15 protein-coding genes are annotated in these 22,375 nt (G+C 58.6%); 12 read left to right on the plus strand and 3 right to left on the minus strand.

Annotation, left to right across the window (positions count from 1 at the left end; genetic code table 11):
• The 9 genes from dnaA to MTP39_RS00045 all read left to right on the plus strand — a co-directional run bounded on the left by dnaA (window position 1) and on the right by MTP39_RS00045 (window position 11,533).
• A complete protein-coding gene (dnaA, locus tag MTP39_RS00005; RefSeq protein ID WP_005924255.1) occupies window positions 1-1,323 on the plus strand; it encodes a chromosomal replication initiator protein DnaA in 1,323 nt (440 codons plus the stop codon).
• Between the two features lie 397 nt (window positions 1,324-1,720).
• The gene (gene dnaN / locus MTP39_RS00010; RefSeq protein WP_005924249.1) at window positions 1,721-2,827 is read left to right on the plus strand and encodes a DNA polymerase III subunit beta; all 1,107 of its coding nucleotides are present in this window, start codon (window positions 1,721-1,723) and stop codon (window positions 2,825-2,827) included.
• 12 nt (window positions 2,828-2,839) lie between these two features.
• Complete coding sequence (locus tag MTP39_RS00015; RefSeq protein WP_015537089.1) at window positions 2,840-3,055, plus strand: RNA-binding S4 domain-containing protein; 216 nt, start codon at window positions 2,840-2,842, stop codon at window positions 3,053-3,055.
• Window positions 3,056-4,177 (plus strand): DNA replication/repair protein RecF, encoded by a 1,122-nt coding sequence (gene recF, locus MTP39_RS00020; protein WP_249240979.1) that lies wholly within the window; start codon window positions 3,056-3,058, stop codon window positions 4,175-4,177. It abuts the gene before it with no gap.
• Window positions 4,178-4,266: 89 nt separating this feature from the next.
• Complete coding sequence (gene remB, locus MTP39_RS00025) at window positions 4,267-4,524, plus strand: extracellular matrix regulator RemB (RefSeq protein ID WP_005924242.1); 258 nt, start codon at window positions 4,267-4,269, stop codon at window positions 4,522-4,524.
• 216 nt (window positions 4,525-4,740) lie between these two features.
• The gene (gene gyrB, locus MTP39_RS00030) at window positions 4,741-6,735 is read left to right on the plus strand and encodes a DNA topoisomerase (ATP-hydrolyzing) subunit B (RefSeq protein ID WP_249240980.1); all 1,995 of its coding nucleotides are present in this window, start codon (window positions 4,741-4,743) and stop codon (window positions 6,733-6,735) included.
• Between the two features lie 15 nt (window positions 6,736-6,750).
• Window positions 6,751-9,333, plus strand: coding sequence for a DNA gyrase subunit A (gene gyrA, locus MTP39_RS00035; RefSeq protein WP_055186814.1), 2,583 nt, complete (start codon window positions 6,751-6,753; stop codon window positions 9,331-9,333).
• A gap of 128 nt (window positions 9,334-9,461) precedes the next feature.
• Complete coding sequence (locus tag MTP39_RS00040) at window positions 9,462-10,424, plus strand: glycosyltransferase family 2 protein (RefSeq protein ID WP_249240981.1); 963 nt, start codon at window positions 9,462-9,464, stop codon at window positions 10,422-10,424.
• A 527-nt stretch (window positions 10,425-10,951) separates the two neighbouring features.
• Complete coding sequence (locus MTP39_RS00045) at window positions 10,952-11,533, plus strand: manganese efflux pump MntP (RefSeq protein ID WP_249240982.1); 582 nt, start codon at window positions 10,952-10,954, stop codon at window positions 11,531-11,533.
• A 76-nt stretch (window positions 11,534-11,609) separates the two neighbouring features.
• Here MTP39_RS00045 and MTP39_RS00050 read toward each other — a convergent pair whose 3' ends face one another.
• The 3 genes from MTP39_RS00050 to MTP39_RS00060 all read right to left on the minus strand — a co-directional run bounded on the left by MTP39_RS00050 (window position 11,610) and on the right by MTP39_RS00060 (window position 13,767).
• Window positions 11,610-12,296 (minus strand): GntR family transcriptional regulator, encoded by a 687-nt coding sequence (locus MTP39_RS00050; protein WP_249240983.1) that lies wholly within the window; start codon window positions 12,294-12,296, stop codon window positions 11,610-11,612.
• A 233-nt stretch (window positions 12,297-12,529) separates the two neighbouring features.
• The gene (locus MTP39_RS00055) at window positions 12,530-13,216 is read right to left on the minus strand and encodes an RluA family pseudouridine synthase (protein ID WP_249240984.1); all 687 of its coding nucleotides are present in this window, start codon (window positions 13,214-13,216) and stop codon (window positions 12,530-12,532) included.
• Window positions 13,213-13,767: an NUDIX domain-containing protein gene (locus tag MTP39_RS00060; RefSeq protein WP_113991702.1), complete on the minus strand. Its 555-nt coding sequence runs from the start codon at window positions 13,765-13,767 to the stop codon at window positions 13,213-13,215. The genes MTP39_RS00055 and MTP39_RS00060 overlap by 4 nt, the downstream gene beginning before the upstream one ends.
• A gap of 826 nt (window positions 13,768-14,593) precedes the next feature.
• Here MTP39_RS00060 and nifJ point away from each other — a divergent pair.
• The 3 genes from nifJ (at window position 14,594) to MTP39_RS00075 (ending at window position 22,240) form a co-directional block, all read left to right on the plus strand.
• On the plus strand, window positions 14,594-18,139 hold the full coding sequence (gene nifJ, locus MTP39_RS00065; protein WP_249240985.1) for a pyruvate:ferredoxin (flavodoxin) oxidoreductase: 3,546 nt from the start codon (window positions 14,594-14,596) through the stop codon (window positions 18,137-18,139).
• A 1,050-nt stretch (window positions 18,140-19,189) separates the two neighbouring features.
• A complete protein-coding gene (gene mgtE / locus MTP39_RS00070; protein WP_249240986.1) occupies window positions 19,190-20,764 on the plus strand; it encodes a magnesium transporter in 1,575 nt (524 codons plus the stop codon).
• A gap of 831 nt (window positions 20,765-21,595) precedes the next feature.
• Window positions 21,596-22,240: a rhomboid family intramembrane serine protease gene (locus tag MTP39_RS00075; RefSeq protein ID WP_249240987.1), complete on the plus strand. Its 645-nt coding sequence runs from the start codon at window positions 21,596-21,598 to the stop codon at window positions 22,238-22,240.
• Window positions 22,241-22,375: the final 135 nt, after the last annotated feature.

A 22,375-nucleotide genomic window follows, 5' to 3' on the forward strand; every position in this document is an offset into this window, starting at 1 on the left:
ATGGATTCTTTCAAGGACGTTTTAGAAGCGGCCCAGATGTACTGCAAGGCGCAGATGGCCGAGCCAACGTACAATCTCTATATCGACGGGTTGGAGCCCATCAGCTTTGAGGACTCCAGCCATATCACCCTGTCGGTGCGCAACGATTTTATCTGCAAGATCGTCACCGACCGGTACCTCGGCCTGCTCAAGGAGGCCTTCAAGTCCGTGCTGGGTTTTGATGTGGACATCACCCTTGTGGTGCCCAGCACCCCGCCCCACGAGGTGGTGCTGGCCCAGCAGTACGAGGCAAACCCCGCCTCTCCGCAGGGCAACTACGAATTCACCTTTGAAAACTTCATCAAGGGGCCGTCCAACCAGTTTGCGTTTGCTGCTGCGCAGGCTGTGGCGGCAAACCCTTCCGGGGCCTATAACCCCCTGTTCATCTACGGCGGCTCCGGTCTGGGCAAGACCCATCTGCTGACCGCCATTCAGACCGAGATCAAGCGCACCCACCCCGATTTTGTCATCATGTATGTCACCTGCGAGCAGTTCACCAACGAGCTGATCGCCGCCATCCGCGCCGGCAGCACCGAGGACTTCCGCATGAAGTACCGCGTGGCAGACCTTTTGCTGGTGGACGATATCCAGTTCATCGCGGGCAAGGAGTCCACGCAGGAAGAGTTCTTCCACACCTTCAACTCCCTGCATGATGCCCACAAGCAGATCGTCATCGCTTCCGATCGCCCCGCCAAGGAGATCAAGAGCTTGGAGGAGCGTCTGCGCACCCGCTTTGAGTGGGGTCTGACCGCCGATGTGCAGCCGCCGGATTTTGAGACCCGCGTTGCCATCGTGAAGCGCAAGGCAGAGCTTTTGCATCTGGACCTGCCCGAGGACGTGGCAGAGTTCATTGCCAACCACCTGAAAAACAACATCCGCCAGCTGGAAGGCGCGGTGAAAAAGCTGAACGCCTATTATATGCTGGAGGGCATCCAGCCGGTGATCAGCGTGGCGCAGAACGCCATCAAGGATATCCTCAACGAGACCCAGCCGGTGCCGGTGACCATCGAAAAGATCATCGGCGAGGTGTCCCGCACCTTCAACGTGTCCCCTGCCGACATCCGGGGCACCAAGCGCAACGCCAATGTGGCTTCCGCCCGGCGCGTGGCCATCTATATCCTGCGGGAGGTCACCGGCATGAGCATGGAGGAGATCGGGCGGGAATTCTCCGGCCGCGACCACTCCACCATCGTCTACTCCCTCAAGACCATGGAGCGGGACATGAAGAACGACCAGCATCTGAGGGAGACTGTGAGCGATATCATCAAGAACGTGAAGGCGTAAACCGGGGAAAACCGGGCAAAAGTCATACTCATTTCAGGGTGTGACCCCAAAATATGGGGAGAAAACGGAACAAAAAGGGGAAAATAAGCCTATATCTTGTGGCAAAAAGGCGAAGCTTTCCACACTTTCCACTTAGTTTTCAACATTCAACATCAGTTGTTCACATCGGCTGTGGAAAGAAACACCGTTCCCCACCTTTCAACATTTCCTTCACGAGCCTTCCACAACCCTGTGGAAAGCCAAAGCCCCGCATCCCGGCAAGACATTTCCGGGTTTTCAACATCTTCCCCACCCCCTACTACGGTTACTACAACAAGTTCAATATATTACTGCCTTCCGGCAGCAGCCCAAAGGGCAGGGATCAAGCCGGAAGTGTGAAAAAAGGAGAGATACTGTTTTGAACATCGTCTGCGATAAAACACTGCTCAGTGCAGCCATCGACGGCGTTTCCAAAGCTGTCACCATGCGCTCGTCCATCCCGGTGCTGGAGGGCATTCTGCTGAAGGCCGAGGGCTTTCAGCTCACCCTGACCGGCTACGATCTGGAAATGGGCATCGTGACTACCATCGAAGCCAACATCAAGGAGCCGGGCGAGATCGTGCTGAACGCAAAGCTGCTCAGCAGCATGATCAGCCGGATGCCGGCAGGTCAGATCAGCATCGTGGCTGCCGATAACGGCAAGACCACCATCCAGAGCGGCGTGGCACAGTTCGAGATCCAGTCCATGCCGGCCACCGATTTCCCGGATCTGCCCAACACCGGCGCGGAGCAGACCCTGACCATCAAGACCGGCGTGCTGCGGGATATGATCGACCGCACCCTGTACGCCGTCAGTCAGGACGAGAAAAAACCCGCCCACACCGGCGAACTGTTCGAGATCGAGCTGGACAAGCTGACCATCGTGGCGCTGGACGGCTACCGTCTTGCCATCGTGGAGCGCCCCATCACTGCCGTGAAGGACATCCGCATCATCGTGCCCAGCAAAACCATGACCGAGGTCTCCCACCTGCTGGCCAACGATGACGAAGAGGACGTGCACATCAGTGCCAACCGCCGCTATGTGGTGTTCACCACCGCCGGTTACACCATCATGAGCCGCCTGATCGAGGGCGAATTCCTGAATTACCGCAACGTCATCCCCGCCGGAAGCCGCACCCGTGTGACCATCGACACCAAGGATTTTATCTCCACCATCGAGCGCGCCTCTCTGATTATTACAGAACGTTTAAAAAATCCTCTCCGCATCTCCTTTACAGAGGGTAAAGTCGTGGTGCGCTGCCAGACCAACCTCGGCCGCGTGGTGGACGAGTTCAGCGCCGCCTGCGAGGGCGACGAGGTAGAGATCGGCTTCAATAACCGCTATCTGCTGGATGCTTTGCGCAACGCCCGCACCGAGCAGGTGCGCATGGAGATCAGCGGCCCGTTGAGCCCGGTGAAGGTGCTGCCGGTAGAGGGCAACGACTTTTTGTATCTGGTACTGCCGGTACGCTTTAAAAACGACTAAGGAGCGCGTTTTATGCAGAAGATTCTCATTCATACCGAGTTTATCAAGCTGGATGCCCTGCTCAAATTTGCCGGCCTGTGCGAGACCGGCGGTGAAGCCAAAGAGCTGGTGCAGGGCGGTGCTGTGAAGGTGAACGGCGAGGTGTGCACCATGCGGGGCAAAAAGTGCCGCGCCGGGGACATCATCGAGCTGGACGGGCAGAGCGTAGAGATCGGGCAGGGTCAGTAAATGCGTCTGCTTTCGCTGGAAGTACAGAACTATCGCAATATTTGTGCGGCACGGCTGGAGCCCGGCCGGGAGCTTACCGTCATCTGCGGCAACAACGGTCAGGGCAAGACGAACCTTCTGGAAGCCATCTGGCTGCTGACCGGCGGCAAAAGCTTCCGGGGCGGCAAGGACGCCGAGCTTGTGCGCCGGGGAGAAGCATTCGCGGTGCTGGAAGCCGACACCCAGCGGGACCGGCCGGAAGGCTGCGAGCCCGCTGAGCCTGCCCACATCCGCATGACCGTGGGCACCCCGGAGGCCGCAAAGCCCGGCCGCTATGCGGCGGTGAACGGCGCAGCGCCCAAGCGGGCGGCGGCACTGGCGGGCAGCTTTCCGGCGGTGGTGTTCGACCCCGGCCACCTGAGCCTTGTCAAGGGGGCACCGGAGGGGCGGCGCAAGTTTCTGGACGCTGCGCTGTGCCAGCTGTACCCCGGGTATCTGGCAAGCTACCGCCGCTATGTGCGGGTTTTGCAGCAAAAAAATGCGCTGCTGCGCCACTCCGCAAACGGGCAGGAGCGCCCCTACGCGGAAAAGCGCACCCTGCTGGAAGTGCTCAACACCGAGCTTGCCGCGCAGGGCGAAGCCTTGCAGCAGCGGCGGCGGGAGTATCTGGAACTGCTGGCTCCCCGCGCCTGTGCCAACTACGCGGAGCTTTCCCACGGGGCGGAGCGGATGAGCATCCGCTATGCCGCCCAGTTTGCGCCGGGCGGGCTTGCCGCACTGCTGCGTCAGCGGCAGGAGGAGGAGCTGCGCGCCGGGCAGAGCCTGTGCGGCATCCACCGCGAGGACTTGGAGCTGCTGCTGGACGACCAGCCTGCCCGGGTGTATGCCAGTCAGGGACAGCAGCGCAGCGTGGTGCTGAGCCTGAAAATGGCCGAAGCCGCCGCAGCCGCGCAGATCACCGGGGAGCACCCGGTACTGCTGCTGGATGATGTGCTGAGCGAGCTGGACGAAGGGCGCAAACAGTACCTGCTTACCTGCATGAAGGAAAAGCAGACCTTTGTGACCAGCTGCGATGACACGGACTTTTTAAAGACCGACGGCGAGGTGTACCGCATGGACGGCGGGGTGCTGAACCGGGTCTGACGGCATGGAGAAATGTTGCAAAGAATGTTGCATAAAAGCTGCATTTTCGCGGGTTTTATGCAAACAAAAGACACGGGAGAAAATACAGTATGTATATTCATCTGGGGCGGGACTATGTCCTGAACGACCGTGACATCATCGGGATCTTTGATCTGGAAACCACCACCACCTCCCCCCGGGGGCGGGAGTTTCTGAACTACGCCCAGAAGAACGGGGCGGTGGTCAGCCTTTCGGACGAGCTGCCCCAGTGCTATGTGCTGGCAGACGGCGGGCTTGTGGATGCAGTGTATCTTTCGGAGCTGTCCAGCGCCGCCATGCGCCGCAGAGCGCAAAAGATGGTGGAGTGAAATTTGCGGAAAACGGGCGGAAGATCCACAGAAAAAAGAGGGATGGGAAAGCCCCGGAACTGCCCGGAAAGCCGCACCGTGCCGGCCGGAACGCCCTCTGCGGGCAGCGCGTGAAAACACAACAAAACGGCGAGAAAAAAGTACACCATGGTGTACCGGTTCCCGCTTTGCTATAATTTGAAAAAAACGCAAAAACGAACAAAAGGGAGAAAGGATATGGCAGAAGAAATCATTACCAGTACAAATGCCGATACCGCCACCGACCACGAGTATAACGCCAGCGAGATCCAGGTGCTGAAGGGTCTGGAGGCGGTGCGCAAGCGCCCGGGTATGTATATCGGCTCCACCGGTGAGCGCGGTCTGCATCATCTGGTGTACGAGATCGTGGACAACGCCATTGACGAGGCGCTGGCCGGTTACTGCGACCACATCGAGGTCAAGATCCTGAAGGATAACATCATTCAGGTCACCGATAACGGACGCGGCATCCCCGTGGACATTCAGGCCGATACCGGTCTGCCCGCCGTCACCGTGGTGTACACCATCCTGCACGCCGGCGGCAAGTTCGGCGGCGAGAACTCCGGCTACAAGGTGGCCGGCGGTCTGCACGGCGTGGGTGCCTCGGTGGTCAACGCCTGCTCCGAGTGGCTTACCGTCAACGTGCGCCGCGACGGCAAGGAGTACGAGCAGACCTTCCGTCGGGGCGACCCGGACGGCGCCCTGAAGTGCATCGGCACGGTAGCCGAGGGCGTCACCGGCACCCGGGTCACCTTCAAGCCCGACCCGGAAATGTTCAAGGATACCACCGTCTACGACTTCGACACGCTGGAAAAGCGCCTGCGGGAGGAAAGCTTCCTGAACGCCGGTGTCAAGATCACCCTGACCGATGAGCGTCAGCTGTACACCCCCGTGCTGGAGGATGGGCAGGAGGGCGACCCCTGCTACCGCTCCGAGGTCATGTGCTACGAGGGCGGCATCAAGAGCTTTGTCACCTATCTGGGCGAAAAGCGCAAGCTGGAAGTGCTGCACCCCAACGTCATCTACCTCAAGGGACAGACCGACCGCGGCGTGGCAGAGATCGCTTTGCAGTACAATTCCAGCTACAACGAGCTGCTTCTGAGCTTTGCCAACAACGTCAACACCCCGGACGGCGGCACCCACGAAGAGGGCTTTAAAGCCAGCCTGACCCGCGTGTTCAACGACTACGGCCGCAGCCACGGCCTGCTGAAGGACAAGGACGAGAACCTGTCCGGCGCAGACGTGCGCGAGGGCCTGATCTGCGTCATCTCGGTCAAGCTGCAGGAGGCCGAATTTGAAGGCCAGACCAAGGCAAAGCTGGGCAATACGGAAATTCGTACCCTCGTTTCCAACATGGTCTACTCCAAGCTGATGGAGTTCTTTGAGGAGAACCCCGGCGTGGCAAAGGCTATTTTTGAAAAGGCCACCCAGGCCGCCCGCGCCCGCGCCGCCGCCAAAAAGGCCCGCGAGCTGGTGCGCCGCAAGAGCGCGCTGGAGACCAGCCGGATGCCCGGCAAGCTGGCAGACTGCCGCGAAAAAGACCCCAGCCGCACCGAAATTTTCATCGTCGAGGGCGACTCTGCAGGCGGCTCTGCCAAGATGGGACGCGACTCTGCCATTCAGGCCATCCTGCCGCTGTGGGGCAAGATGCTGAACGTGGAAAAGGCCCGCGCCGATAAAATTTACGGCAACGACAAGCTGATGCCGGTGGTGCTGGCACTGGGCTGCGGCATCGGGGACGAGTTCGATATCTCCAAGCTGCGGTACGACAAGGTGTTCATCATGGCCGATGCGGATGTGGACGGCTCCCACATCTGCACCCTGATGCTGACCTTCTTCTTCCGCTATATGCGCCCGCTGATCGAGCAGGGTCATGTGTATGTGGCACAGCCGCCCCTGTTCAAGGTGCAGAAGGGCAACACCATCAAGTACGCCTACAACGACGCGGAAATGGCGATTCTCTCGCAGGAGATGCCCGGCGCAAAGGTGAACCGCTACAAGGGCCTTGGTGAGATGAACCCCGATCAGCTGTGGGAGACTACCATGAACCCGGACAACCGGGTCATCGTGCAGATCACCATCGAGGATGCCGAAAAGGCTGACGAAGCTTTTACCATCCTGATGGGCGATCAGGTGGAGCCCCGCCGCCGCTTTATCGAGACCAACGCCCAGTACGCAAAGCTGGACGTGTAAGACACGGAGGAACAAATGGAAGAAGATTATGTGATGATACCGGGCAGCGGAACCAAAAAGATCATCCGCGATGTCAAAAAGGAGATCGAGACGGCCTTCCTGGATTATTCCATGTCGGTCATCGTGTCCCGCGCCCTGCCCGATGTGCGGGACGGCTTGAAACCTGTCCACCGCCGCATTCTGTACACCATGCACGAGCGCGGCAACGACCCCAGCCACGCATACCGCAAATCCGCCGATACCGTCGGTGCAGTGCTGGGCTCTTACCACCCCCACGGCGATGCATCGGTCTACGATGCCATGGTACGTCTGGCACAGGACTTCTCGCTGCGCTATCCGCTGGTGGATGGTCAGGGTAACTTTGGTTCTGTGGACGGCGACCCCCCGGCTGCCTACCGTTACACTGAGGCCCGCATGAGCCGCATGGCGGTGGAGATGCTGACCGATATCGAAAAAGATACCATCGACTGGGACCCCAACTTTGACGAGACCAAAAAGGAGCCCAGCGTGCTGCCCTGCCGCTTCCCGAACCTGCTGGTCAACGGCAGTCAGGGTATCGCGGTCGGTATGGCGACAAACATCCCGCCCCACAACCTGAGCGAGGTCATTGACGGCTGCATCGCCTATATCGACGACCCGGACATCGACCTGCCCGGCCTGATGGAGCACATCAAGGGCCCGGACTTCCCCACTGCCGGCATCATCATGGGCCGCAGCGGCATCCGCGCCGCCTACGCCACCGGCCGCGGCAAGATCACCCTGCGCGGTCGTGCCACCATTGAGGAGACCAAGAACGGCCGTACCCAGATCGTCATTACCGAAATTCCCTATATGGTCAACAAGGCGCGCCTCATCGAGCACATGGCAGACCTTGTCAAGGAAAAGCGCATCGAGGGCATTACCGGCCTGAACGATGAGACCAACCGCAAGGGTATGCGCATCGTGGTGGATATCCGCAAGGACGCCAATGCACAGGTCATCCTGAACCAGCTGTACCAGTACACCCAGCTGCAGGATACCGTGGGCGTCATTATGCTGGCTATCGACCACAAGGTGCCCAAGGTGCTCACCCTGAAGCAGATGCTGCAGAAGTATGTGGAGTTTCAGGACGAAGTGGTGCGCCGCCGCACCCAGTACGACCTGAAAAAGGCCAAGGAGCGCGCCCACATTCTGGAAGGTCTGAAAAAGGCTACCGACATCGTGGACGAGCTCATCGCCACCATCCGCGCCTGCAAGGGCGGCATGGCAGAAGCCAAAGCTGCCATCATGGAGCAGTTCGGCTTTGACGACCCGCAGGCAGACGCCATCGTCAAATTGCAGCTGGGTCGTCTGGCCGGTCTGGAGATCTTGAAGATCGAGGAAGAACTGGCCAGCCTGCAGGCCAAGATCGAGGACTGGGAAGCCATTCTGGCCGATGACGCCCGGGTGCTTGCCATCGTCAAGGACGAGCTGCTGGAAATGAAGAAGCGCTTCGGCGACGAGCGCCGCACCGAGATCCAGTCCGTGACCGGTGAGGTGGATATCGAGGATCTGATCGCCGAGGAGCAGTGCGTCTACACCCTGACCGAGGCCGGTTATATCAAGCGTCAGCTCAAGGCCACCTATCAGGCACAGCGCCGTGGCGGACGCGGTATCTCCGGCATGACCCGCAAGGAAGAGGACATCGTGCAGGAGATGTTCGTAGGTTCCACCCACGACTATGTGCTCTTTGTCACCGACCGTGGCCGCCTGTTCCGCATCAAGGGCTACACCATTGCCGAGGGCAGCCGCACCAGCAAGGGCATGAATATCGTCAACCTGCTGCAGCTGGCTGAGGGCGAAAAGGTCACCAACATGATCTGCCAGAGCAAGGATGCCGAGCAGTCGGGCGGCTATGTGACCATGGTCACCAAGCAGGGTCTGATCAAGCGCACCCCGCTGGAACAGTACGCCAACATCCGCAAGAGCGGCCTGATCGGCATTGCCCTGAACGAGGGCGACGCCTTGGCATGGACCCGCCTGACCTCCGGCCACGATATGCTCATCGTTGCCACCCGCAACGGTCAGGCCATCCGCTTCAACGAGGAGAACGCCCGCCCGATGGGCCGTAACGGCCATGGCGTGCGCGCCATCCGTCTGGCAGAGGGTGACGAAGTTGTCGGCGTGTGCATCTGCCGCGAGGGCGGCACGGTGCTGACCGTGACCGAGAACGGCAAGGGACGCCGCTCAGATATCGACACCTACCGCATCACCGCCCGCGGCGGCAAGGGCATCCGCAACTACGATGTGAGCCGCGACAAGGTAGCCGCTGTGAAGATCGTGGATGACGTGGACGATGTGCTGCTGAGCAGTCAGGAGGGCATCATCATCCGTCTGCACGCCAACGAGATCCCGCTGCAGAGCCGCTACGGCTCCGGCGTGCGGGTGATGCGTCTGGGTGAGAACGACAAGGTGATGGTGCTGGCACGCACCGACCACGACGATGAGGCACAGACCGAGAAGATCGACGCTTCCGAAGCCGATGCCGAGCCCACCGCCGAGCAGCTGGCGGAGATGGAAGCTGCCGACGCAGCTGCCGCCACCGAAGCCCCGGAGGCAGACCCCGAAGAGAAGGAATAATAGATCAGCGCACGCGGAAATTCTTTTTCCGCTGAATCGCTGCAAAGCCCACGCAGGCCGTATGCTTGCCCGCGTGGGCTTTTTTGCAGCACCGGCACAGCGGACGAAACGAAAAGTGAGGAAGGCAGATGGCAGAGAAAAAATGCCCGGAGATCAGTGTGATCGTTCCGGTGTACAAGGTGGAAAAATACCTGAACGAGTGCATAAACTCGATCCTTGCGCAGACGTTTGCACAGTTTGAGCTGATCCTTGTGGACGATGGCTCTCCGGACGGCTGCCCTGCCCTGTGCGATGCTGCCGCTTTGCGGGACGACCGTGTGCGGGTGATCCATCAGAAGAACGGCGGTGTGGGGGCTGCGCGCAATACCGGTCTGGATGCCGCAAAGGGAAAGTGGATCACCTTTGTGGACTCGGACGATACCGTTGCGCCGCGCTATCTGGAAGCGATGTATCGAAAAGCAGTAGCAGAGCAGGCGGATGCAGCCGTCTGCGATTTTCGGCTGACGGACGAAAGCGGCAAAGACAAGCACCGCGTGGAACGCTTGATAAAAGACGAAACGCTGACCCGGCACGAAGTGCTCAGCAAGATGATGCTGGCACCGTTTCCGGGAATGTGCTGCAAGCTGTACCGCACGGAACTGATCGGCGCACATCGTTTTGGAAACAGAACGATCGGCGAGGATGCGACCTTTCAGGTCGAGGTCTTTTCGGAGGCAAATAAAGTGGTCTGCATTGCACAGGCTCTGTATGACTACCGGCAGGTCACGGAAAGCGCTATGCACAGCAAGCGCACCGTGCGGAATTTGGAAGATCAGGTGGCGGCGAACTATGCCATGTTCACCTGTGCCCGGGAGCAGGGACTGACGGACGTGCTGTGCGTATATTACTGGCTCATCGTAAAGTATTTTGTACAGAACTGGCGCGCCATCACCCCGGCAGAGCGCAAAAGCCCGCAGGCACAAAGGGCACTGGAATGCCGCCGCACCGCATGGCAGCAGCTGAAGCAGAGCGGCGCAGTGACCCCTGCACACGTCTTTCAGGCAGCGGTGCACCGTGTCGCACCGGCGCTGTACCTCAAGTTGAAGCACTGAGTGGAAACCCCTCCTGTGAAAATGGGTTTCAGGAAAGTCCGCAGACTTTCCTGAAACCCGAAATTATAAATAATTCTTCCGCTATTGATGTGCAGCAACGACGACGACCGCCGCCAGCGGCGGAAGCAGGGAGGAGTTGTTGGGGCAGCGGCCAGCAAGACGCGAGTGCCGCCCAAGGCACGAAGCGGATGCTGGGTGCCGCAACCCGGAAGCAGCGGAGCACATTTAAAATCGTTTCACCGTCAGGTTTGTCTGGACTTCCCCTTAAAACTGTGCTAGAATAAACAAAATCACAATACCCGTGGGGGAGTAGCAGGCGCTTTGCAGAGCGCAGCAAGTCAACATAATGGCCGCTTTCCGGTCTGGCTTGCTTTCATTTGCGAGACTCATGTGTTTTGGTGCGTGTTTGCTGCGCCCGTGCACATGGAGTGGATCTCAAAAAATCACCCGGTCCCGGACGTACAACGCGCCCGGGGCCGGGTTTTGTTTTGGTTTGGAATACGGTCAACAAACAGGAGGCAGACAGAATGGAATGGAGTTTTGTGTTTTTTCTCAACAGCGTTTTGCTGGGCGTGGGGCTTGCGATGGATGCGTTTTCGGTGTCTATGGCAAACGGTCTGCATGACCCTAAGATGACGAAAAGCACCATGGTGAAGATCGCGGGCACTTTCGGCCTTTTTCAGGCCGCGATGCCCATGATCGGCTGGGTATGCGTGCACACCATCGTGGAGCTGTTCGCGTCCTTTGAAAGCCTGATCCCGTGGATCGCGCTGGCGCTGCTGGGCTACATCGGCGGCAAGATGCTGCTGGACGGCATCCATGGCGAAGAAGCCGAGGAGGCGGCAGAACTCAGCGCCGGGGCACTGTTCATGCAGGGCGTGGCTACCAGCATCGATGCCCTCTCGGTGGGCTTCACCATCTCGGAATACGGCTGGCTGATGGCGCTTACCGCTGCCGTTATCATTGCGGTGGTCACCTTTTTTATCTGCATGGTGGGTCTGCGTATCGGTAAAAAGTTCGGCACACAGCTTTCCGGCAAGGCCAGTATTCTGGGCGGTGTCATCCTTATCGGCATCGGGCTGGAAATTTTTATCACCGGGGTGTTCTGAATATCAAAAGCCCGGAGCGTCTGCGGACACTCCGGGCTTTTTAACTCGTCTTTGTTCCCCGTGGAACAATTTTGCATTATTTCACGGTCTCCGGCTCAAAAAAGTCGGCGTATTCCTTGGTCAGCTTGCTGCCAAGGCGGCGGATGCCGCCGTACAGGTGCCGCTCCACCAGCGGCTCAAAGGCGGCAAGGTCGCACCGCTCGATGGCGTTCAGCAGGTTGCGGTGGTCGGCGATCACCTCGTCCAGCCCGCCGGTGGTCATGGTGTCCAGCATACGAAACCGGCTGTAATCGGCGTGAGCGTTCTGTAAGGTGCTCCACAGGTACATCTTGTCCATGGCGGCAAACCATGTTTCGTGCAGGCGGCAGTCGGCCTCGTACAGCTTGTTGAAGTCCGGGGTCTCGGCGCGGGCAAGGGCTTCGTAGGCGTCCACCCGTGCGCGGATCTGCGCCCGCTGCGCCGGGGTGGCGATGGGGGCAAAGTCCCGCAGAATGCGCCCCTCCACGGCGGTGCGCTCGTAGATCAGCTCGTCCACGATGCGCCGGTTCAGCCGGGTGACGGTGGTGCCCTTGTAGGGCACGATGCGCACCAGCCCGTTTTCCTGCAATTTTTGCAGCACCACCCGGATCAGGGAGCGCGGCGCACCGAACCGGGCGCACAGCGGGTTCTCGCTCAGCGAAGAGCCGGGACGGATGGTCAGGTCGATGATCTCCCGTTCCAGCACGGCGTAAATTTCGGCATCAGTCTTGTATTGCTGTTCCATATCACTCACCTAGTTGAAATGATGTATTTGCTGCGCAAATATGATGTTGTCCTACGGACAAATGATGTTTTGCTGCTTTGCAGCAAAAATGATGTGTGTCCTGCGGACACAATGCTGGAACGATGCTGCCCGCAGGGCAGCAATTGCCGCCGCAGGCGGCTGCATCATTTCCGGCGAAGCCGGAACATCATTTGTCCCATCGGGACAACATCATATCGCCGCAAGGCGATACATCATTTAAAAAACTCCTTCCACGGTGCGGCGGCGGGCAGGGGCAGAGAAAAGGCCATGGGCTTGCCGGTGTCCGGGTGCACAAAGCGCAGGCCGCAGCTTTGCAGGGCGATGCTGCCCTTCTGGCGGCTGCCGTATTTGCCGTCGCCGTACAGCGGGTGCTTGCGGGAAGCAAACTGCACCCGGATCTGATGGGTGCGCCCGGTGTGCAGGGTGATTTCGGCAAGGCTGCTCTCCCCTGCCGTGGCAAGGATGCGGTATTCCAGCACCGCCTCCCGCACTCCTTTGCGGGGACGGCTGACCGGGAACACCCTGCCCTTGCGGCTGTCCTTGAACAGGTAGTCCCGCAGCACTCCGGCGGCGGGCAGCTGCGCGTCCGGCGCACCGGCGATGACGGCGCGGTACTGCTTGACGAACTGCGGCGCAGCAGCTTTGCCCTCGGCGCGGCCATCCTGCACGGCATAGGCGTCCTGACTTTGGGTCACCTGACGGCTCAGGGCGGCTGCCGCCGCCGGGGTGCGGGCATAGACCATCAACCCGGACACTCCGGTGTCCAGCCGGTGCACCACCCCCACAAAGGCATCAGGTGCGTTCCAGTGCGCCCGCAGCGCGGCGGGCACGCCCTCCTCGCTGGAAAGCCCGGCAGGCTTGTCCAGCACCACAAGGGCGGCGTCCTCGTATAAGATCACAGCTTGCCCTCGGCCAGCAGAGCCTTCAGTTTCAGGATGCCTGCAATGGTTTTGCCGTCCTTGATCTCGCCGCTCATGACCATCTGATATGCCTTTTCCAGCGGCACCCGGTCGGGGGTCAGGAACTCGTCCGCATCAAGGTGCATCTTGGTCTCGTGCAGGCCGGTGGCCACCCAAGTATAGATGACCTCGGTATCGTAGCCCACGGTGGGGTAGAATTCGCCCAGCGAGATGTAGTTGTCGGCGGTCAGGCCGCACTCCTCTTCCAGTTCCCGCTTGGCGGCTGCAAAGGGGTCCTCGCCCTTTTCCAGCTTACCGGCGGGCAGCTCCCACAGCTGCTGCTGCATGGCATAGCGGAACTGCCGCACCATGCAGATGGTGCCGTCCGCAAAATAAGGCAGGATGCAGGCGCCGCCGTGGTGATGCACCACCTCGCGGGTAGCGGTCTTGCCGTTTTCCAGCAGCGCGGTGTCCTTGGTCAGGGTGATGACCCGCCCCTCGAACAGGGTCTCGCTGGAGAGAGTTTTTTCAAAGTGTACAGTATCGTTCATTTACCTTACGCCCCTTTTCCGGCGCTGCGCCGGTTTTATGCTCTCAGTTTACGGCAAAGTGCGGTTTGTTGTCAATAAAGATATGATAAATACAAGAGGGCGGGAGGATTTGGAATGGCCTCCGCTTGCGCTCTGGCCATGTTCAGCGGAAAGAATATTTATAATTTCGCAATTCTGGAAAATCTGCGGATTTTCCAGAATTGCCTTTTCACGGGAGGGGTCGTAACGGGAAACGGCAGCTGCCGCGCTCGCTCCCCCTTGGGGGAGCTGTCGCGCAGCGACTGAGGGGTTATAGATGGAGAAGCGAAAAAAGCGTTAAAGCGCTAGCGCCGACTGGCGCAGCGCTAGCTTTTTTGTGCTTCGACTTCTTCTTCAGGATTGTCAAGGGCGTGTAGCCCTTGGCCCGTTGCGGGGTGGGTGGAGTCCAGAGGTAGGGAGGGGGGAGTCGGAACACCCCTCCCTGCCTCTGGCCCAGCGGAGCGTCCCTGCACGCTTGCGACAAGTAGGAACTTCCCGGCTAAAGTGCAAAGCTTGCGCACGCGCCAGAGGCTCCCTCTTGCGAAAAAAATCACAATTTCTGGAAGCGACGGTGGGCAAAAACCGAAAATCTGCATCACTGCTTGCTTTAGCGCACTAAAGAAAGTACAAAACCGCTAAAAAATTTCTTAATTTTTGGTGCGTTTGTCGGGCGGTTTGCGTTTACTTTATTGCCGGAATCTGCTATTATAGTATACAAGCAATAGTGCCTTTTATGGGGTTCTCCGGTCCCAGCGGGCATATTGCCCCGCGCAAAAGGTACCAAATTCTGAATAATGGAGGAAGAAAAATGCCTAGAGCAAAGCAAACTATGGATGGCAATACCGCTGCCGCCCATGTAGCGTATGCCTACACGGACGTGGCTGCCATCTACCCCATTACCCCGTCTTCTCCGATGGCTGACTCTGTGGACCAGTGGTCTGCAGCCGGCCAGAAGAACATCTTCGGCAATCAGGTCAAGGTCGTTGAGATGGAGTCCGAGGCCGGCGCCGCTGGTGCTGTCCACGGCTCTCTGGGTGCAGGTGCTGTTACCACCACCTTCACCGCTTCTCAGGGCCTGCTGCTGATGATCCCCAATATGTACAAGATCGCTGCTGAGCAGCTGCCCTGCGTGTTCGATGTTTCTGCACGTACCGTTGCTACCCAGTCCCTGAACATCTTCGGTGATCACAGCGACGTTATGGCTTGCCGCCAGACCGGCTTTGCAATGCTGGTCGAGAGCAGCGTGCAGGAAGTTATGGATCTGTCCCCTGTCGCACATCTGTGCGCCATCGAGGGCAAGGTTCCCTTCCTGAACTTCTTCGATGGCTTCCGTACCTCTCACGAGTACCAGAAGATCGAGAAGTGGGACTACGCTGATCTGAAGGAAATGTGCAACATGGAGGCTGTCGAGGAGTTCCGCAAGAAGGCTCTGAACCCCGAGAACCCCAAGATGCGCGGCTCCCACGAGAACGGCGACGTGTTCTTCCAGCACCGCGAGGCCTGCAACAGCGTTTACGACGCTCTGCCGGCTGTTGTTGAGAAGTACATGGCCAAGATCAACGCAAAGCTGGGCACCAACTACGATCTGTTCAACTACTACGGCGCAGCCGATGCTGACCGTGTGATCGTGGCTATGGGCTCCATCTGCGACGTTGCTGACGAGGTCATCGACTACCTGAACGCCAAGGGCGAGAAGGTCGGTATCATCAAGGTCCGCCTGTACCGTCCCTGGGTGTCCTCCGCTCTGCTGAAGGTCCTGCCCAAGACCGCCAAGAAGGTGGCTGTGCTGGACCGCACCAAGGAGCCCGGCTCTCTGGGCGAGCCCCTGTATCTGGATGTTGCCGCTACCCTGCGTGAGGCTGGCCTGAACGATGTCGTTCTGACCGGCGGCCGCTACGGTCTGGGCAGCAAGGACACTCCCCCGTCCTCCATCTTCGCTCTGTTCAAGGAGCTGGAGAAGGATCAGCCGAAGGAGCGTTTCACTCTGGGTATCACCGATGACGTCACCTTCCTGTCCCTGCCCGAGGTCAAGCCCGCTCCCATCACCGCAGCTGCTGGCACCAAGGAGTGCAAGTTCTGGGGTCTGGGCGGCGACGGCACCGTCGGCGCAAACAAGAACTCCGTCAAGATCATTGGCGACCATACCGACAAGTATGTTCAGGCATACTTCCAGTATGACTCCAAGAAGACCGGCGGCGTGACCATCAGCCACCTGCGTTTCGGCGACAAGCCCATCCGCAGCCCCTACTACATCAACCAGGCTGACTTCGTGGCCTGCCACAACCCCGCTTACATCCACATGGGCATGAAGATGGTCCAGGATGTCAAGCCCGGCGGTGTGTTCATGATCAACTGCCAGTGGTCCGATGAGGAGCTGGGCCAGCACCTGAACGCCGAGGCAAAGAAGTATATCGCTGACAACAACATCCAGCTGTATACCATCAATGCTATCGATAAGGCTATCGAGATCGGCATGGGCAAGCGCACCAACACCATCCTGCAGTCTGCATTCTTCAAGCTGGCTGACGTCATGCCTATCGATGACGCCATCAACTTCATGAAGCAGGCCGCTCAGAAGAGCTACGGCAAGAAGGGCCAGGACGTCGTTGAGATGAACTGGAAGGCCATTGACGCAGGCGTTGACGCTATCCACAAGGTAGACGTGCCCGCATCCTGGTCCAACCCCGAGGCTGATCCCGCACCCAAGGCTCTGGCTGGCCGTCCGGAACTGGTCAAGCAGATCCGCGACGTCATGGAGCCCATTGCCCGTATGGACGGCGACAGCCTGCCTGTCTCCTCCTTCGTGGCAAATGCAAACGGCGAGTGGGAGCAGGGCGCTTCTGCATACGAGAAGCGCGGCACCGCTGTCAACGTCCCCGAGTGGGATGCTGCAAAGTGCGTTGGCTGCAACCAGTGTGCATTCGTGTGCTCTCATGCAACCATCCGTCCCTTCCTGCTGACCGCTGACGAGCTGGCAGCTGCTCCTGCCCAGACCAAGAGCCGCGATAACAAGCTGACCCCCGAGTACAAGTTTGTTATGGCTGTTTCTCCGCTGGACTGCATGGGCTGCGGCGAGTGCGTCACCGTCTGCCCCACCAAGGCTATCACCATGGTTCCTCAGGACAGCCAGGCCGATCAGCAGGCAGTCTTTGACTACTGCGTGGCCAACATCTCCAAGAAGGCTACCAAGATGGCTGATGACACCGTTATGGGCTCTCAGTTCAACCAGCCCCTGCTGGAGTTCTCTGGTTCCTGCGCAGGCTGTGCCGAGACCTCTTACGCTCGCCTGATCACTCAGCTGTTCGGCGAGAAGATGTACATCTCCAACGCTACCGGCTGCTCCTCTATCTGGGGCGGCACCGCTTCCATCTCTCCGTACACCGTCAACAAGGACAGCGGCCATGGTCCTGCATGGTGCAACTCCCTGTTCGAGGATAACGCAGAGCATGGTCTGGGCCTGTACATCGGCCAGAAGACCGTCCGCGAGAACCTGATCAAGGAGATCGCAGAGGTTGCTGGTTCCGACAAGGCTTCTGCTGAGCTGAAGGCTGCTTACGAGCAGTTCATCGCAACCAAGAACAACACCAAGGCCAACGACGAGCCCGCAAAGGCCCTGATCGCTGAGCTGGAGAAGGCTGCTGCTGCTGGCTGCGAGAAGTCTGCAGAGATCCTGAAGAGCAAGCAGTACATCGCCAAGAAGTCCGTCTGGATCTTCGGCGGCGACGGCTGGGCATACGACATCGGCTTCGGCGGTCTGGATCACGTTCTGGCTTCCGGCGAGGATGTCAACGTGATGGTCTTCGATACTGAGATGTACTCCAACACCGGTGGACAGGCTTCCAAGGCCTCCAACATCGGCGAGGTCTGCCAGTTCGCTGCTGCAGGTAAGGAGATCAGCAAGAAGAGCCTGTCCGAGATCGCAATGACCTACGGCTACATCTATGTTGCTCAGATCGCTCTGGGCGCTAACATGAACCAGGCTGTCAAGGCGATTGCCGAGGCTGAGGCTTACCCCGGCCCCTCTCTGATCATCGGCTACGCTCCCTGCGAGCTGCACGGTGTCAAGGGCGGCATGACCAACTGCCAGAACGAGATGAAGAAGGCAGTCGAGGCTGGCTACTGGAACCTGTTCACCTTCAACCCCGCCAACAAGGCACAGGGCAAGAACCCCTTCACCCTGACCTCCAAGGCTGTGGACAACGAGAAGTATCAGGCTCTGCTGGCAAACGAGACCCGTTACAGCCGTCTGACCCGCGCCTTCCCCGACCGTGCTAAGGAGCTGTTCGCTCGCAACCAGGAGGTTGCAAACGACCGCTACGAGCACCTGACCCGTCTGGTCGAGCTGTACAAGTAAGCTGTTTCAAAGCAGCGGCAGAGACATCAAATGAACCAGCGGCCCCTGCTCTTTCCCGTGTGAAGAGCGGCAGCCCCGCATCGGCGGTTACTGCGCAATGCAGCGGTGCGGAACTGTGGAATTTGCCTTTGCCGTGCACAGAACAGGCTGAACGTTTTGCCCTGTACCTGACAGAACGGTCGAAAAACCTGATTTCATTCCCCGCCTTTTGCGCAGGGGCTTGAGATACCAAAGCGCCCGCGAGGGCCCTTGAGAGCACACCCCGCGTGTGTCAGGAGCATAAGGTCTGCGTGCAGATACCTTGCTCCGCCTGCGGCATAAGACCTGCTGTGCAGGGATCTTGCCCCAGTGAAAAAACTGCATCAGTTTTTAGCGCCCCGTTCACCGCAAGGTGACCGGGGCGTATTTTTGTGCGCGTCAACCAAGAAGCTTATCACAAAATCTTCCAGAATTTTCCGCTTCCTTTTTACAGTTTCTTCATAGCTTCTTAACGAAATGAATTGTAAAAGCTGTTATACTTTTGCCATGGGAAGCGGGGCCGCAACCACTTCCCAAGTAACATGATTCCTCCTCACACCAAGGCAATATCCAAGCAAAACACCCTTCTCTGTGCGCCGCAACACGGAGAAGGGTGTTTTGTTTCTGTAAGACGTTGCAAAAATCTTTGCAAAACTTCGCTTTAGGGTTGACCCTATTTTTTTGCGGCGCTATAATAAAAAAGGATATAGCCAGTGCAGCGCCCGGCGCGGGTGCTGCGGCTGCGGAATTTACGAAAATTGGGAGGTGAACGCAGGACAATGGACCCTGATCATAGTCGAAGTAGATCCACCGATGCGGTAGATCGGACAACAAAAAGTACTGCGTTCGCCTTTTTGCATCCGGCGGCTTAAAAAGCCCCCGGTATAGGAAAGGCGCGGCTTTGCGTGCGCGGAAATGGCTGCATTTGCGGCATTCCGGCACCGGGCGGCGCGTTTTTTGTTTCCCGACCTGCTGCATCCTCCGGCGCGGAGAAAGCGCTCCGTGCCGTATAGTACCCAGAGGAGGTAGCCCATGGATATGGAAGAAAAGAAGCTGGAAACCAACACGGAACAGAACCTGCCGGTGCAGGAGCTGCCCGCCGATATCCCCGCCGAGGTGCGTCAGAAGCTGGCGGAGGATCTGAACGAGGAAGCCACCGAGGATCTGAAGCAGGATATGCGGGAGGCAGAGCGGGAGGAAGCCAATGACGAAGAGGTCAAGGCAAACCCCGAGATGCTGACCAAGAGCCGTCTGCTGAAGCTGCTGATCAAAAAGCAGTACGTCAAGCTGCGCGAGGTGACTGAGGAAGAGCAGCCCGCCGACTTAGCCGAGCTGCTGGAGGAACTGGACGAGAACAACCGTCTGGTGGTGTTCCGTCTGCTGAAAAAGGAAGTTGCCACCGAAGCTTTTGCCTATATGTCCGACGAAGCCCGGGACGATCTGGTAAACGCCTTCTCGGACGTGGAGTTGGTGAGCGCCATCGAGGAGATGAGCCTTGACGATGCCGCCGACCTGCTGGAAGATATGCCCGCGGGCGTGGTCAAGCGGGTGCTGGAAAAATCCTCCCGGGAGACCCGCGAGAGCCTGAACAAGCTGCTGAACTACCCGGAAAGCTCTGCCGGCAGCCTGATGACCCCGGAATATGTGCGTCTGCGCAGGGATATGACGGTGGAACAGGCCTTTGCCGCCATCCGCAAGCAGGGCGAGAACGCCGAGACCGTCTACACCTGCTATGTGGTAGAGAGCAACCGGCTGCAGGGCGTTGTCTCTGCCCGCAATCTGCTGCTGGCAGACCCCAAGACCCCCATCACGGAGATCATGGATGATAATCTGGTCACCGTGAAGGTCACCGACGATCAGGAGTTCGTGGCGCGTGAGATGCAGCGCTACGACTTTACCGCCATGCCCGTTCTGGACAACGAGGGCATGTTCGTGGGTATCATCACCATCGACGATGCCATCGACGTTCTGACCGACGAGAGCACCGAGGATATGCAGAAGATGGCCGCCATTCTCCCGGATGACGACGCCACCACCTACTTCGGCACCAGTGTGTGGACCCACGCCAAGCAGCGCATCCCTTGGCTGCTGATCCTGATGCTGTCCGCTACCTTTACCGGCATGGTCACCACCCACTACGAGGAAGCCTTTGTCAGCCTGCCGCTGCTGGTCTCCTTCATGCCCATGCTGATGGATACCGCCGGTAACTGCGGCAACCAGATCAGCACCCTGATGGTGCGCGGTCTGGCACTGGGCGAGGTAGAGCCTGCCGACTTTATGCGGGTGCTGGGCAAGGAGCTGCGGGTGTCTGCCATCGTGGGCGCAGTGCTGGGCATCGTGAACGGCCTGCGCATCTACCTGATGTACACCTTCCTCTTCCCCGGCCAGTACGCCAACGTGATAGGCTACGCCATCGTGGTCAGCGTGTCGCTGTTCTTCAGCGTCATTCTGGCAAAGCTGGTGGGCGGTATGCTGCCGCTTGCCGCCAAAAAGCTGGGTGCCGACCCCGCCATCATGGCTACCCCCTTCATCACCACCATTGTGGACGCTTGCAGCCTGATCCTCTATTTCCAGATCGCACAGCTGGTGTTCCGCAATATGATGTAAAGAAAAAAGCAATGCCGGACGGTCTGCGGACCGCCCGGCATTTTTTGCGGGGAGTTCAGGCAAGTACCCCCTCAGGCGCTGCGCGCCAGCTCCCCCAAGGGGACGCCTTTGCGCTATGCCGGAAACTTTATCGTCACCACCAAAAGCCGTCCCCTTGGGGAAGGTGGCATCGCCGCAGGCGATGACGGAAGGGGTAACTCCCCCGCCGCGCCTGCGGGATAAAAACAGTGTGGAAAACCACCGTTTGCGTCCGTTTTCCACACCGGGTTTTTCTCCCCGGCGGTTTGTGGAAAACTGCCCGGGGTAAGATTCCAGATTGGAGAAAAGCAAACCCGTAAGCCGGAGTAAACTGTAAAAACAAAAGAAAAACCTTCGACTTTCTTTTTTATAAAAGGCAGAATGCCCACATTTTAGCCCACAAATTTCCAGAATGCGGCGGCATCCATTACGGCTTGTATAGGACTTTCCTCTATTGGATGTGGAAAACTATGTGGAAAAGGTGGAAAACATCGTTGGAAACTGCGCCTCTTTTTCACAAAAACGGTGGAAAACCCGGTGGAAAAAGTGAAAAGTTCATTCCAGACCGGATAATCCATACAATTTTCGGTTGTCGTTTTGGGACTTGAAACCCGCATGAATGCTGTGCTTTTCCCGCCTTTTCCACACCCCGGCGGTTTCGGGGTGAAAAAACTGCGCGTGCAGTCTGTCTGCCGGGAAAGAAAGCACAGTTTCACCGCCTTCCGCGTGGATTTTCTTGAATGCGGGGGACTGTCATGGTAAAATAGGGGTAACATGAAACTGGCGGGGCATCCCGCAACGGAGGCGAAACACATGAACAACTGGCTGAATAAGCTGGAGCGCAAGTATGGCCGCTACGGAATCCCGAATCTGACCAATATTCTGGTGGCGGGGCAGATTCTGGTATTGGCCATCGAGCTGTTTATTGACCGCACCATCCCCTACTGGCTGGGGCTCAGCCGCAGCCTGCTGCTGCAGGGGCAGGTCTGGCGGGTGATCAGCTTTATCTTCATCCCCTTTTCCGGCGGCAGCATCCTCAGCGTGGTGTTGGGCATCTACTTCACATGGTTCATCGGCACGGCGCTGGAACGGGAGTGGGGCGATTTCCGCTACACGGTGTATCTGCTGTCCGGTGTGCTGGGCACGGTGCTGGGCTGTCTGCTCACCGGCGTGACCGCCAGCACCTACTGCCTGTCCCTCTCGCTGCTGCTGGCCTTTGCCATGCTGTACCCGGAGGTGCAGCTGCTGCTCTTCTTCGTCATCCCCATCCGGGTGAAGTATTTCGGCGTTTTTGCAGCGGTGCTGTGGGTATTCAGCTTTCTGGGCGCTTCCCTGCCCGGCAAGCTGGACTACCTGCTGTCCATGCTCAACGTCTGGCTCTTCTTTGTCCCCATGGCCTACCGCTCTCTCCGCGCATGGATGCGCCGGGAGCAGTGGAAGAGAAAAAATAGGAGATAAGAACCCTCCCGTGAAAATGGAATACCGGAGCGTCCGCAGACGCTCCGGTATTCCGAAATTAAAAATAAATCTTCCGCTATTCATGCGCAGAGCGAAGCGGAGCGCATTCTAAATCGTTTTACGACCGTCTCACAA

It is taken from the genome of Faecalibacterium sp. I3-3-33 (assembly GCF_023347295.1).
Classification (GTDB): Bacteria; Bacillota; Clostridia; order Oscillospirales; family Ruminococcaceae; genus Faecalibacterium.